Source organism: Leptothrix sp. (in: b-proteobacteria) (assembly GCF_965250675.1).
GTDB lineage: Bacteria > Pseudomonadota > Gammaproteobacteria > Burkholderiales > Burkholderiaceae_C > Sphaerotilus.
This window is the reverse complement of the sequence record NZ_CBDFPH010000001.1, coordinates 268578-280764: the sequence shown is the minus strand read 5'-3', so window position 1 is coordinate 280764 and position 12187 is coordinate 268578. Positions and strand designations below refer to the sequence as shown.

The following is a 12187-nucleotide window of genomic DNA, read 5'->3' as shown; positions in this document are numbered from 1 at the left end:
GGCGGGGACATCCCCGCTCAAATTTCGAACCGCTGCCCCGCCGCCTCGCCCAGCGCCTGCTCGACCACGCCGCGCGTCAGCGGCGGCGCGAAGCTGCGGATGAATTCATAGGCGTAGCTGCGCAGGTAGGCGCCGCGCCGGATCGCCAGTCGCGTCATGTTGGTGGCGAAGAGGTGGCGGGCGTCGATGGCGTGCAGGTGCTGGTCGCGGTCTTCGTCGTAGGCGATGGACGCCACGATGCCCACGCCCATGCCGAGCTCGACGTAGGTCTTGATCACGTCGGCATCCATGGCGGACAGCACCACGTTGAGGTCCAGCTCATGGCGCAGGAAGGCCTCGTCGATATGGCTGCGGCCGGTGTAGCCGGCCTCGTAGGTGATGAGCGGAAATTGCGCCAGGCGTTCCAGCGTCAACGCCTGGCCGGCGGCGGCCTCCTGCGCCAGCACGTGGCCTTTGGGCACCACCACGGCGTGGGTCCAGCGGTAGCAGGGCAAGGCGACCAGCTCGTCGTACTCGGCCAGCGCCTCGGTGGCGATGCCGATGTCGGCCTCGCCAGTCAGCAGGAACTCGGCCACCTGCTTGGGCGAGCCCTGCTGCAGGTGCAGCGTCACCTCGGGGTGGGCGGCGCAGAAGTCGCGCACCGCCGGCGGCAGCGCATAGCGGGCTTGCGAGTGGGTGGCGGCAATCGTCAGCGTGCCGCGGCCTTGCGCGGCGTAATCGGCACCGGCGCGCCTGAGGTTGGCGGCATCCAGCAGCAGCCGCTCGACGATGGGCAGCACCGCCTCGCCCGGCGGCGTCAGGCCGGTCAGGCGCTTGCCGGCGCGCACGAAGATGTCGATGCCGAGTTCTTCTTCCAGCTCGCGGATCTGGCGGCTCACGCCGGGCTGCGAGGTGTGCAGCACCTGGGCCACCTCGGTCAGGTTGAAGCCCTGGCGGACGGTTTCGCGCACGGAGCGCAGTTGCTGGAAGTTCACGGTGGTCGGCTCTGCATATGCAAAAACCAAATTATGGAGAGCCTTTCCCAGCACAGAAAGAATGATTCCGACGATGCTTGCGCGTTTTCAGCCTAAGCAGGCGGCACTCCCGTCGAGCCCGCCAGCCCGCAATTCGCTCTGGCACACTGTTTGTCGATCTGAATCGACCCCATGAGCAAGCTGCCCGACGCCACCCCCTTCACGTCCGCCACGCCGCTGGTCGTCGCCTGCCTGTGCGCCGGCTGGTGCACCACCTGCGAGGCCTACCGCGCCACTTTCGACGCTGCCGCCGGGCGTTTTCCGCAGGCCCGCTTTGCCTGGATCGACATCGAAGACCAGGCCGACGCGCTGGGCGACGCCGCGCTGGACATCGAGAATTTTCCGACCCTGATGCTGCTGGACGGCACCACGCCGATGTTCTTCGGCACCGTGCTGCCGCACGCGGGCACGCTCACGCGCATGGTCGAGGCCGCCCTGGCGGGTGAGCTGGCCGGCGCCGGGCTGGACGCCAACGCCCGCGCGCTGGCGCCCGCCGTGCAGGCTTTGAGCCAAAACGCGCGGGCATAATCGCGCCGCTCGCGGCCCCAGGCTCCGTCTGGCCAGCCCGGGTTCCCATTGATTTTTACTGCCCACCCGAGATTTTCATCATGGCCGAAGCACAAGACGCAGTGGGCGAACAGCCCGTGTTCCAGATCCAGCGTGTCTACCTGAAGGACATGTCGCTGGAGCAGCCCAATTCGCCGCAGATCCTGGTCGAGCAAGGCCAGCCGGCGGTGGACATCAACCTCGGCGTCGAGGTGCAGCCCATCGCCGACGGCATCTTCGAAGTCGCCGTGAGCGCGACCGTGACCACCACGCTGGGCGAGCGCACGCTGTTCCTGTGCGAGGCCAAGCAGGCCGGCATCTTCGAGATCCGCAACATCGACGCCGAGCAGCTGCAGCCGATCCTGGGCATCGCCTGCCCCGGCATCGTCTACCCCTACCTGCGCGCCGTGGTGTCGGACGTGATCACGCGCGCCGGCTTCCCGCCCGTGCACCTGACCGAAGTCAACTTCCAGGCCATGTACGAAGCCCAGCAACAGGGCAACGGCGGCGGCAACTTCAACGCCTGAAGTCGACCGGGGCGCAAGCGCGATGCATATCTCCGTTCTGGGAGCCGGTGCCTGGGGCACCGCACTGGCCAGCCAGGCCGCGCTGCGCCATCCGACGCTGCTGTGGGGGCGCGATGCCCGGCAGATGGCCACGCTGGAAGCAGACCGCTGCAACCAGCGCTATCTGCCGGGGGTCGAGCTGCCCGACAACCTGCGCCTGAGCGCCGATTTCGATCAGGCGCTGGCCCACGCCGGCCCGCACGGCCTGCTGATCGTGGCCACGCCGATGGCGGCGCTGCGCAGCATGCTGGAGCGCATTCCGGCCGGCCACATGGTGCTGTGGTTGAGCAAGGGTTTCGAGGCCGGCAGCGGCCTGCTCGGCCATGAAATCGCCCTTCAAGCCGCGCCCGGCCTGCGCGTGGGCGTGCTGTCGGGCCCGAGCTTTGCGCAGGAAGTGGCGCAGCAGCAACCCACCGCGCTGGTCGCCGCCAGCCGCGACGCCGCCGTGCGCGCCGCTGCCGTGCGCGCGCTGCACGGGCCGAGCCTGCGCGTCTACGCCTCGACCGATCCGGTCGGCGTGGAAGTGGGCGGCGCGGTCAAGAACGTGCTGGCGATCGCCACCGGCATTGCCGACGGCATGGGCTTGGGTCTGAACGCCCGCGCCGCACTCATCACCCGCGGGCTGGCCGAAATGAGCCGGCTGGGCCTGGCGCTGGGCGCAGAGGCCGAGACTTTCATGGGCCTGTCCGGCCTGGGCGACCTGGTGCTGACAGCCACGGGCGACCTGTCGCGCAACCGCCAGGTCGGCCTGAAATTGGCGAGCGGACAGCCGCTGGAAAACATCCTCCATGACCTGGGCCATGTCGCCGAAGGCGTCTACAGCGCCCGCACGGTGCTGGCGCGCAGCCAGGCACTGGGCGTGGACATGCCGATCACCGCCGCCGTGGTCGCGGTGCTGCAGGGCGATCTGACGCCGGAGCAAGCCGTGGGCGCGCTGATGCTGCGCGAGGCGCGCAGCGAGCACTGACTGACTGACTCAGGCCCTCAGACCGCGCCGGCGTAACCCTGCTGGCGCCAGGCGTCGAACACCGCCACCGCCACCGCATTGCTGAGGTTCAGGCTGCGCTGGTCGGGCCGCATCGGCAGGCGCACGCGCTGGGCGGGCGCAAAGGTGTCGCGCACTTCGACCGGCATGCCCGAAGTCTCGCAACCGAACACCAGCCACGCGTCCGCCGGCCAGGTCACATCGGCCAGCAGGCGGCTGCCGCGTGTGGTGAAGGCGAACATCTGCTCGGGCACGGGTTGCGCATCGCGCAGGAAAGCCGCCCAGTCGGCGTGGCGGCGCACGGGCGCGTACTCGTGATAGTCGAGCCCGGCGCGGCGCAGCAGGCGATCGTCCATCGAGAAGCCCAGCGGCTCGATCAGGTGCAGCTCGCAGCCGGTGTTGGCCGCCAGGCGGATCACGTTGCCGGTGTTGGGCGGGATTTCAGGGTGAACGAGGACGATGCGGAGCATGGGCTGCCAAAAATGAGGGATCAATCATCCGGCGTGCGCGCCAGCACCCAGACCTGAACGGCGGCGGCACCGGCGCGCAACAAGGTCTGCGCCAGCTCCTGCGCGGTGGCACCGGTGGTCATGACGTCATCGACCACCGCCACACGCCGGCCCGGCAGCTGCTTCAGGCCCTGCGGCGTGGGCACGTAGGCGCCACGGATCTGCTGGAACCGCTGCTCGCGCGGCAGATCGGCCTGATGCGCACCGCCACGCACACGCGCCAGAACATCCGGCGCAATGCGAAGCTGCAATTGTCGCCCGACGCGCCGCGTCAGCTCCCAGGCCTGGTTGTAGCCGCGCTCGCGCAGCCGCTCGGTCGCCAGCGGTGCGGGCAGCAGCAGGTCGGGCCAGGGCACGCCGTCGTGATCGTGGGCATGGCGGGCTGCATCGCTCAACAGGCCGGACAACGGCGCGGCCAGATCGGTGGCGCCGTTGAACTTGAAGCGGCCGATCAGCCCGTCCCACGGATAGCCGTAGCGCAGCGCCGCCACGGTGTGCTCGATCAACGCCGGGCGCAGCACGCAAGCGCCGCAGCGCAGGCCCGCAGGCAGCGCATCGCCCCGCGGCAACTCGATGGCGCACTGGCGGCAGCGCGGCGGATGGGTAACGTAGCGGTGCAGGCAATCGCCGCACAGGTTTTCACGCGGCCAGCGGGCGCAGACAGCACAGCGCCCGCACGTCGCCCACGCACCCCGGAACGCATCCCAGACCGGGCTGGATGGCATGCGGTTTCTCCCTGTTTTTGTGGCGTTGACGCCTTGTTTTGGCTGTACCCGTCGGGTCAGCTCGAATCACTATACTGCGCGCCCACCATGGCTGACCTGCACTCGCCCCCACCCCAGCGCCGCCTGCCGCGCCTCGGCGCCGCCGCGCTGGCGCGGCTGCAGCAGCCCGTTGCGCGCCACGCGGGCGATGCACCGTGGCTGCACGGCGAAGTGGCGCGGCGCATGGCCGAGCGCCTGCCGCTGATCCGCCAGCAACCTGCGCAGGTGCTGGATTGGTGGAGCGAGCGCAGCGCCAGTCAGACGCTGCTGCGTCAGCAGTACGCGCAGGCGCGCCTCGGTGGCACCGATGCCCTGGGCGAGTTGCTGCAGCCGCAAGACACGCCCTGGTGGCGCAAGCTGATGGGCGCCGCACCGGCCGTGCCCGAACTGCCGGTCGACCTGCTGTGGGCGAACATGGTGCTGCACTGGGTCGACGACCTGCCACCGCTGCTGGCGCGATGGCACGCGGCATTGCAGGTCGACGGCTTCCTGATGTTTTCGTGCTTCGGCCCCGACACGTTGCGCGAGTTGAGCGGGTTGTACCGCGCGCTCGGCTGGGGCCCGGCCGCCAGCGATTTCGTCGACATGCATGACCTGGGCGATGCGCTGGTGCACGCGGGCTTTGCCGATCCGGTCATGGACATGGAAACGCTGACGCTGACGTGGGCCACACCCGAGGCGCTGCTGGCCGAGTTGGCCGGCCTGGGGCGCAACACGCACCCGGCGCGCCACGCCGGCCTGCGCACGCCGCGCTGGCATCGCCACCTGCTGACGCAACTGGAGACGCTGCGCGACACGGATGGCCGATTGCGACTGACGTTCGAGCTGATCTACGGCCATGCGTTTCGGCCAGCACCACGACCGCGTGTTGCAGCACAAACGCAGATCTCGCTGGACGACATGCGTCAAATGACGCGTTCACGCAACCCTGACCCCAAGGTGTGAGCCTAATCAGGACCCTGATATGTCGGAGTATTTGCCGGGCTGAAAGCCGTGGCCGTAAAATTGAATGGTTTCGCTGCGGTAACAGCAACGGTCAACAGATGTTGATCTGTTGACCAGCAGTTTGGCCGACCTCTATTCAAGATAGGGTCGGCTGCCCCGGTTTCAAGGAAAAGGCGCTCAGAGTGGATCGGAGCGCCATTTGGGTTTGGAAGAGAAAGAGAGCGCGGATGAACACGATGAAAGCTCTGTGGCGACACGCCGGCCGTCTGAGCCTTGGCGCGGGTGCTGCACTGGCCACACATGCGGCCATGGCCGTCAACGACCTGCCGGGCGGACCGGGCGTGCGTCAACTGGATTTGCCGATAGGCGCATCCAAGATGGCCGCCGAACTGCACTGGTTGCACATGGTGATGCTGGTGATCTGCACGGTGATCTTCATCGCCGTGTTCGGTGTGATGTTCTATTCGATCATCAAGCACCGCAAGTCCAAGGGTCACAAGGCGGCAAACTTTCATGAAAGCGTGGCCGTCGAAATCGCCTGGACCATCGCGCCATTCGTGATCGTGATCGGCATGGGCGCGCTGGCGACCAAGACGGTTGTTGCCCAGAAAGACACCACCAACGCCGACGTGACCGTCAAGGCCACCGGCTACCAGTGGAAATGGGGCTACGACTACCTCAAGGGCGAAGGCGAAGGCATCGGCTTCCTGTCGACCCTCGACACCAGCCATCGCGCCATGTCGGACGCAGGCAAGCCTGAAGGCGACAACTACCTGCTCAAGGTCGACAACCCGCTGGTGGTGCCTGTCGGCAAGAAGATCCGCATCATCACCACCGCAGACGACGTGATCCACTCGTGGGCCATGCCGCAGTTCGGCGTCAAGCAGGACGCCATCCCCGGCTTCGTGCGCGACACCTGGTTCCGCGCCGAGAAGACCGGTGACTTCTACGGCCAGTGCCAGGAACTGTGCGGCAAGGAACACGCCTACATGCCGATCCACGTGAAGGTGCTGTCCGCAGAGGACTACACCGTGTGGGTTGACGGCGAAAAGAAGAAGCTCGCTGCCAAGGCCGATGATCCGACCAAGGAGTGGAAGCTCGACGAACTGGTTGCCCGCGGCGAGAAGGTCTACGCCAACAACTGCGCCGCCTGCCACCAGGCCAGCGGCAAGGGTGCCGGTCCGATCAAGGCGCTGGACGCCGCAGCCGTGGTGCTGGACGCCGACAAGACCAAGCAGATTGCGGTGCTGCTCAACGGTCAGAACAATGGTGCGATGCCGGCCTGGAAGCAGCTCTCGGACACCGAGATTGCCGCCGTCATCACCTACACCAAGAACAGCTGGTCCAACAAGACCGGCCAGATCGTGCAGCCGGCCGACGTGGTCGCAGCCCGCAAGTAACGCACCCGCTGTCTCGAGAGGAAACAAGCAATGAGCGCAGTTCTTCACCCGGGTGGTCACACCCCCGACCATGGGCATGATGCCCATGACGATCACCACCACGCCCCCGCAGGCTGGCGCCGCTGGGTCTTCGCGACCAACCACAAGGACATCGGCACGCTGTACCTGCTGTTCAGCTTCACGATGCTGATGATCGGCGGCGTCCTGGCGCTGCTGATCCGCCTGGAGCTGGCCAAGCCAGGCCTGCAGTTCGTCAACCCTGAACTGTTCAACCAGTTCACGACGATGCACGGCCTGATCATGGTGTTCGGCGCGATCATGCCGGCCTTCGTCGGCTTCGCGAACTGGATGCTGCCGCTGCAGATCGGCGCGGCCGACATGGCCTTCGCGCGCATGAACAACTTCAGCTTCTGGCTGATGATCCCCGCCGCCATCATGCTGGTGGCGAGCTTCTTCATGCCAGGTGGCGCCCCCGCTGCCGGCTGGACGCTCTACGCGCCGCTGACGCTGCAGATGGGTCCGTCCATGGATGCCGGCATCTTCGCGATGCACATCCTGGGCGCCTCGTCGATCATGGGCTCGATCAACATCATCGTCACGGTGCTCAACATGCGCGCACCGGGCATGACGCTGATGAAGATGCCGATGTTCGCCTGGACCTGGCTGATCACCGCCTACCTGCTGATCGCCGTGATGCCGGTCCTGGCTGGCGCCATCACGATGACGCTGACCGACCGCCACTTCGGCACCAGCTTCTTCAACCCCGCCGGCGGCGGCGACCCGGTGATGTACCAGCACATCTTCTGGTTCTTCGGCCACCCCGAGGTCTACATCATGATCTTGCCGGCCTTCGGCATCATCAGCCAGATCGTGCCGGCGTTTGCCCGCAAGCGCCTGTTCGGCTACGCCTCGATGGTCTACGCGACCGCCTCGATCGCGATCCTGTCCTTCATGGTCTGGGCGCACCACATGTACACGACCGGCATGCCGCTGACCGGCCAGCTGTTCTTCATGTACGCCACGATGCTGATCTCCGTGCCCACCGGCGTGAAGGTCTTCAACTGGGTGGCCACGATGTGGCGCGGCTCGATGACCTTCGAGACCCCGATGCTGTGGGCCGTGGGCTTCATCTTCGTGTTCACGATGGGCGGCTTCACCGGCATGATCCTGTCGATGGCGCCGATCGACATCCAGTTGCAGGACACCTACTACGTCGTGGCGCACTTCCACTACGTGCTGGTGGCAGGCTCGCTGTTCGCGATGTTCGCCGGCGTCTACTACTGGGGTCCGAAGTGGACCGGCGTGATGTACTCCGAAGCACGCGGCAAGTTCCACTTCTGGGGCTCGCTGGTGACCTTCAACATCACGTTCTTCCCGATGCACTTCCTCGGCCTGGCGGGCATGCCGCGTCGCTATGCCGACTATCCGATGCAGTTCGCCGACTTCAACCTGATCGCCTCGATCGGTGCACTCGGCTTCGGTCTGATGCAGGTCTACTTCTTCCTGTTCGTCGTCGTTCCGATGATGCGCGGCAAGGGCGAGAAAGCACCGCAGAAGCCCTGGGAAGGTGCTGAAGGCCTGGAATGGGAAGTGCCGTCGCCGGCGCCGTTCCACACCTTCGAAACCCCGCCCAAGCTTGACGCGACCGCCACCCGCGTGATCGGCTACCACTGAAACCCATTGCCCAAAGGCCACTGACCATGAACAACCAAGACAAGCGCCGCGCCAATGTGCGACTGGGCCTGACCCTGGCCACCGTGGCAGTGGTTTTTGGCCTGGGCTTCATCGCCAAGATCGTCATGCTGAGCCGCTGAATGAAACGCTCCGCTGCGGCCGGCATGGCCCTGAATCGCGACAACCGGCGCATGTTCGGCAAGCTGATCGTCATCGCCACGATGATGTTCGGCTTCGGCTACGCGCTGGTGCCGATGTACAAGGCGATCTGCACCGCCCTGGGCATCAACGTACTGACACTCAACGAGTTCCGGACCTCGGGGCACAGCCGCAAGATCGACGTCAACAACAGCCAGGTGGACGCAAGCCGCTGGATCACGGTTGAATTCGATGCCAACGCGCGTGGCCCCTGGGACTTCAAGCCGGCCACGCGCTCGGTGCGGATCCATCCGGGTGAAGTCGCTACGGTGATGTACGAGTTCCGCAATGTGCAGAACCGCACCATGGCGGCCCAGGCGATCCCGAGCTACGCCCCGAAGCAGGCCACGGCGCACTTCAACAAGGTGGAATGCTTCTGCTTCAACGAGTACACCCTGGCGCCGGGTGAATCCAAGCAGTGGCCGGTCGTGTTCGTGATCGATCCCAAGCTGCCCAAGGACGTGACCACCATCACCCTGTCCTACACCTTCTTCGAGGTGGGCAGCAAGACCAAGGCGGCGCCGCAAAGCGTCGCTGCAACGGTGGCAACGCCGCGATCATGAAACAGGACTCGAACCGCTCCACCCAGGAGGACGGCCTGCGTGCCAGCACGCAACGCAAGCTGTCGTTCTGGAGCACCGTCCGGGCGGTGGGCTGGTCTTTCTTTGGCGTCCGCCGTGGTGCGGACCACCGGGAAGACATGGCCAAGCTCAATCCCGTTCACGTCATCATTGCCGGCCTGATCGGCGCGGTGCTGTTCATCGGCACACTGATCATGCTGGTACGCTGGGTGATCAGCAGCGCCGCCGCCTGACGGGCGACACAGCGCAGCCCGATCCCGCCATTCCCCAAAACCGACCCAGACCACAGGAATCCAGGAGCAACCATGTCGGCAGCTAGCAAGGGCGTCACGCCCTATTACTTCGTTCCGGAGCCATCACGCCATCCGGTGATGATGTCCATCGGACTCTTTTTCGTCATTCTTGGCGCAGGCCAATGGATCAACGGTCACGGTTGGGGCGCCTACTCGGTGCTGTTCGGCCTGCTGTGGGTGGCGTTCGTCATGCGCCAGTGGTTCGGTGAAGCCGCCGGCGAGAGCGAAAACGGCCTCTACAGCGACCGCATCGACGTCTCCTACCGCTGGAGCATGGCCTGGTTCATCTTCTCGGAAGTGATGTTCTTCGCCGCCTTCTTTGGCGCGCTGTACTGGGCACGCACCCAGTCGGTGCCGAGCCTGGGCAGCCTGGAGAACGCGCTGCTGTGGCCGGACTTCAAGGCCGTCTGGCCCAGCGTCGCCGCCGGCATGACCGCGTCACCGGCCGGCATCGTCGAGCCGTTCCAGACCATGGGTCCGTGGCCGCTGCCGACCATCAACACCGCGCTGCTGCTCACGTCGGGCGTGACGCTGACCATCGCCCACCACGCCTTGATCGCCGACAAGCGCGCCAAGACGATTGCGTGGATGTGGGTCACGGTGGCGCTCGGCACGGTCTTCCTGATCTGCCAGGGCTATGAATACGCCCACGCCTACTCTGAACTGAACCTCAAGCTCAGTTCCGGCGTGTACGGCTCGACCTTCTACATGCTGACGGGCTTCCACGGCTTCCACGTGTTCGTGGGCACGCTGATGCTGCTGGTCATCACCATCCGGCTGATGAAGGGTCACTTCACTGCAACGCGCCACTTCGGCTTCGAAGGTGCTGCGTGGTACTGGCACTTTGTGGACGTGGTCTGGCTCGGCCTGTACGTGATCGTCTACTGGTTCTGAACCGCATCACTCCAATTGAAAAGGGCGCCAACGGCGCTCTTTTCTTTGGTGAGTCATGCCGCCGATCAGCGCAATGGCACGCCGGTCGGCTGGATCCAGCCCAGGCTGTAGCTGATCAGCAGCAGCAGGAATACCGTCACCGACACGCCCACGCGCACCGCCAGTGCACGCGCCATGCGCTTGTGCCCGGCCGTGGTGTCAGCAGCAGCGCCTGAGTCAGGTCGCTTGAGCATGAACCAGCCGGCCGAGGCCAGGGCGCCGATGATGACGAGGAATGCCAGTCCGATGATGATTTTCATAGCATCGGATTATTCCACCCACCCCAAGCCCGACACGGCATCACCCCGATTGCACTGCACCATGCCTGCCGCCGCTGAAGTCCACCCCCCCACCCGGCCCGGCCGACGCTGGCTCGTGCTGCTGGCGGCCATGCTGGTCAGCGCGCTGACGGCACGGCTGGGCGTGTGGCAACTCGATCGTGCAGCGCAGAAGGAGGCGCTGCACCAGCAAGTGCTGCAACGCGGCCAGCTGCCGCCGCTGACCCTGCCCGACCTGGCGCGTGACGCCGAGCAGGCTGCGCTGCAACATGCACGCCCCGTGACGCTGACCGGACGCTGGCTGCCGCAAGGCACGGTCTATCTGGAAAACCGCCAGATGCGCGGGCGCCCGGGCTTCTACGTCGTCACCCCGCTGCTGCTGGCGCCCGGCGACGCCGTGCTGGTGCAGCGCGGCTGGCTGCCGCGTGACCTGATGGACCGCACGCGCGTGCCCGCCGTGACCACGCCTGCAGATGCGACCGTGACCCTGCGCGGCCGGATTGCCCCGCCGCCGTCGCGCCTGTATGACTTCGACGGTGCAGCGTCGGGGCCCATCCGGCAAAATCTCGACCTCGACGCGCAGGCACGCACCCTCGGACTGGCCTTGAGGCCGCTCTCGGTGATGCAGACCGACGCCGAGGATCTTCCGGCCGAACCCGCCTCCGCCGCCCATCCCGCCTTGCTGCGGGACTGGCCGGTGCCTTCGGCCGGCATCGAAAAACACCACGGCTATGCCGCGCAATGGTTTGTCTTGAGCGCCTTGAGCGTCGTCCTCTATGTCTGGTTCCAAATCCTCCGACCCCGCCTCGCGCGCCGCGCCCAGCGCCGCTGAATCATTGAGTTTCACCGTGCACACCCTGCCTGAACTGCCGATCGACGCCGCTGCGCGCACCTCCACCGGTCGTCTCAAGATGCTGCTGGTGCTGCTGGCCTGCGCGGCACCGGTGCTGGCCTCGTACTTCACGTACTACGTCATCCGGCCCGGCACGCGCAACAACTACAGCACGCTGATCGAGCCGACCAAACCGCTGCCCGCTGCGGCTGCACTGCCCTTGCGGGATTTGCAAAACCAGCCGGTCGATCCGCCATCGCTGCGCGGCCAGTGGCTGCTGGTCGCCGTGGCCGATGGCGACTGCGACGCCACCTGCGAAAAACTGCTCTACGCCCAGCGCCAGTTGCGCGAGGTCATGGGGCGCGAGAAAACCCGCATCGACCGCGTCTGGCTCGTCACCGGCAACCAGGCGCCGCGTGCAGCGCTGCTGCCGGCCATGGAACAGGCCCTGGTGCTGCAGACCGACACCCAAGCCGTGGCCGACTGGCTCACGCCCGAACCGGGCAGGCGCCTGCAGGAACATCTCTATCTGGTCGACCCGATGGGCGTCTGGATGCTGCGCGTGCCGGCGGACTTCGACCCCGCCAAGGTCAAGGGCGACTTTGATCGCCTGATGCGTGCCTCGGCCTCCTGGGATCGTCCGGGACGCGAGATCATCCCCAAATAAAAC

The 12187-nt window shown here is 66.2% G+C and carries 16 protein-coding genes; 12 read left to right on the top strand and 4 right to left on the bottom strand.

The window, feature by feature from the left end; translation table 11 throughout:
• Positions 1-17: 17 nt before the first annotated feature.
• The gene (locus AC5IG3_RS01045; RefSeq protein WP_491896961.1) at positions 18-974 is read right to left on the bottom strand and encodes a CysB family HTH-type transcriptional regulator; all 957 of its coding nucleotides are present in this window, start codon (positions 972-974) and stop codon (positions 18-20) included.
• A 171-nt stretch (positions 975-1145) separates the two neighbouring features.
• Here AC5IG3_RS01045 and AC5IG3_RS01040 point away from each other — a divergent pair, with 171 nt between their 5' ends.
• The 3 genes from AC5IG3_RS01040 to AC5IG3_RS01030 all read left to right on the top strand — a co-directional run bounded on the left by AC5IG3_RS01040 (position 1146) and on the right by AC5IG3_RS01030 (position 3092).
• Entirely contained in the window at positions 1146-1541 is a 396-nt protein-coding gene (locus tag AC5IG3_RS01040; protein ID WP_491896960.1) for a thioredoxin family protein, read from the top strand.
• An 80-nt stretch (positions 1542-1621) separates the two neighbouring features.
• On the top strand, positions 1622-2086 hold the full coding sequence (gene secB / locus AC5IG3_RS01035) for a protein-export chaperone SecB (protein WP_491896959.1): 465 nt from the start codon (positions 1622-1624) through the stop codon (positions 2084-2086).
• A gap of 22 nt (positions 2087-2108) precedes the next feature.
• Entirely contained in the window at positions 2109-3092 is a 984-nt protein-coding gene (locus AC5IG3_RS01030; protein ID WP_491896958.1) for an NAD(P)H-dependent glycerol-3-phosphate dehydrogenase, read from the top strand.
• Between the two features lie 17 nt (positions 3093-3109).
• Here the strand turns inward: AC5IG3_RS01030 and AC5IG3_RS01025 are convergent, their stop codons facing one another.
• Together AC5IG3_RS01025 and AC5IG3_RS01020 are read right to left on the bottom strand one after the other, a co-directional pair.
• Positions 3110-3580, bottom strand: a complete 471-nt coding sequence (locus AC5IG3_RS01025; RefSeq protein WP_491896957.1) for a tRNA (cytidine(34)-2'-O)-methyltransferase — start codon at positions 3578-3580, stop codon at positions 3110-3112.
• 20 nt (positions 3581-3600) lie between these two features.
• Entirely contained in the window at positions 3601-4344 is a 744-nt protein-coding gene (locus AC5IG3_RS01020; protein ID WP_491896956.1) for a ComF family protein, read from the bottom strand.
• 87 nt (positions 4345-4431) lie between these two features.
• Between AC5IG3_RS01020 and AC5IG3_RS01015 the strand changes: the two genes are divergently transcribed.
• The 7 genes from AC5IG3_RS01015 to AC5IG3_RS00985 all read left to right on the top strand — a co-directional run bounded on the left by AC5IG3_RS01015 (position 4432) and on the right by AC5IG3_RS00985 (position 10368).
• The gene (locus AC5IG3_RS01015) at positions 4432-5328 is read left to right on the top strand and encodes a biotin synthase (RefSeq protein ID WP_491896955.1); all 897 of its coding nucleotides are present in this window, start codon (positions 4432-4434) and stop codon (positions 5326-5328) included.
• 236 nt (positions 5329-5564) lie between these two features.
• On the top strand, positions 5565-6728 hold the full coding sequence (gene coxB, locus AC5IG3_RS01010) for a cytochrome c oxidase subunit II (RefSeq protein WP_491905022.1): 1164 nt from the start codon (positions 5565-5567) through the stop codon (positions 6726-6728).
• Positions 6729-6758: 30 nt separating this feature from the next.
• Complete coding sequence (gene ctaD, locus AC5IG3_RS01005) at positions 6759-8402, top strand: cytochrome c oxidase subunit I (RefSeq protein ID WP_491896954.1); 1644 nt, start codon at positions 6759-6761, stop codon at positions 8400-8402.
• A 26-nt stretch (positions 8403-8428) separates the two neighbouring features.
• Entirely contained in the window at positions 8429-8542 is a 114-nt protein-coding gene (locus AC5IG3_RS01000) for a cytochrome oxidase small assembly protein (protein ID WP_491896953.1), read from the top strand.
• A 24-nt stretch (positions 8543-8566) separates the two neighbouring features.
• Entirely contained in the window at positions 8567-9163 is a 597-nt protein-coding gene (locus AC5IG3_RS00995; RefSeq protein WP_491905021.1) for a cytochrome c oxidase assembly protein, read from the top strand.
• The gene (locus tag AC5IG3_RS00990; RefSeq protein ID WP_491896952.1) at positions 9160-9414 is read left to right on the top strand and encodes a DUF2970 domain-containing protein; all 255 of its coding nucleotides are present in this window, start codon (positions 9160-9162) and stop codon (positions 9412-9414) included. Before AC5IG3_RS00995 ends, AC5IG3_RS00990 begins: the two co-directional genes overlap by 4 nt.
• Positions 9415-9486: 72 nt before the next feature.
• Positions 9487-10368: a cytochrome c oxidase subunit 3 gene (locus AC5IG3_RS00985; protein ID WP_491896951.1), complete on the top strand. Its 882-nt coding sequence runs from the start codon at positions 9487-9489 to the stop codon at positions 10366-10368.
• A 65-nt stretch (positions 10369-10433) separates the two neighbouring features.
• Here AC5IG3_RS00985 and AC5IG3_RS00980 read toward each other — a convergent pair whose 3' ends face one another.
• Positions 10434-10667 (bottom strand): DUF2909 domain-containing protein, encoded by a 234-nt coding sequence (locus tag AC5IG3_RS00980; RefSeq protein ID WP_491896950.1) that lies wholly within the window; start codon positions 10665-10667, stop codon positions 10434-10436.
• Positions 10668-10728: 61 nt separating this feature from the next.
• On the opposite strand from AC5IG3_RS00980, the gene AC5IG3_RS00975 reads away from it, so the two are divergent.
• Both AC5IG3_RS00975 and AC5IG3_RS00970 read left to right on the top strand, forming a co-directional pair.
• Entirely contained in the window at positions 10729-11517 is a 789-nt protein-coding gene (locus AC5IG3_RS00975) for an SURF1 family protein (RefSeq protein ID WP_491896949.1), read from the top strand.
• A gap of 16 nt (positions 11518-11533) precedes the next feature.
• Entirely contained in the window at positions 11534-12184 is a 651-nt protein-coding gene (locus AC5IG3_RS00970; protein ID WP_491896948.1) for a redox-active disulfide-containing membrane protein, read from the top strand.
• Positions 12185-12187 lie beyond the last annotated feature (3 nt).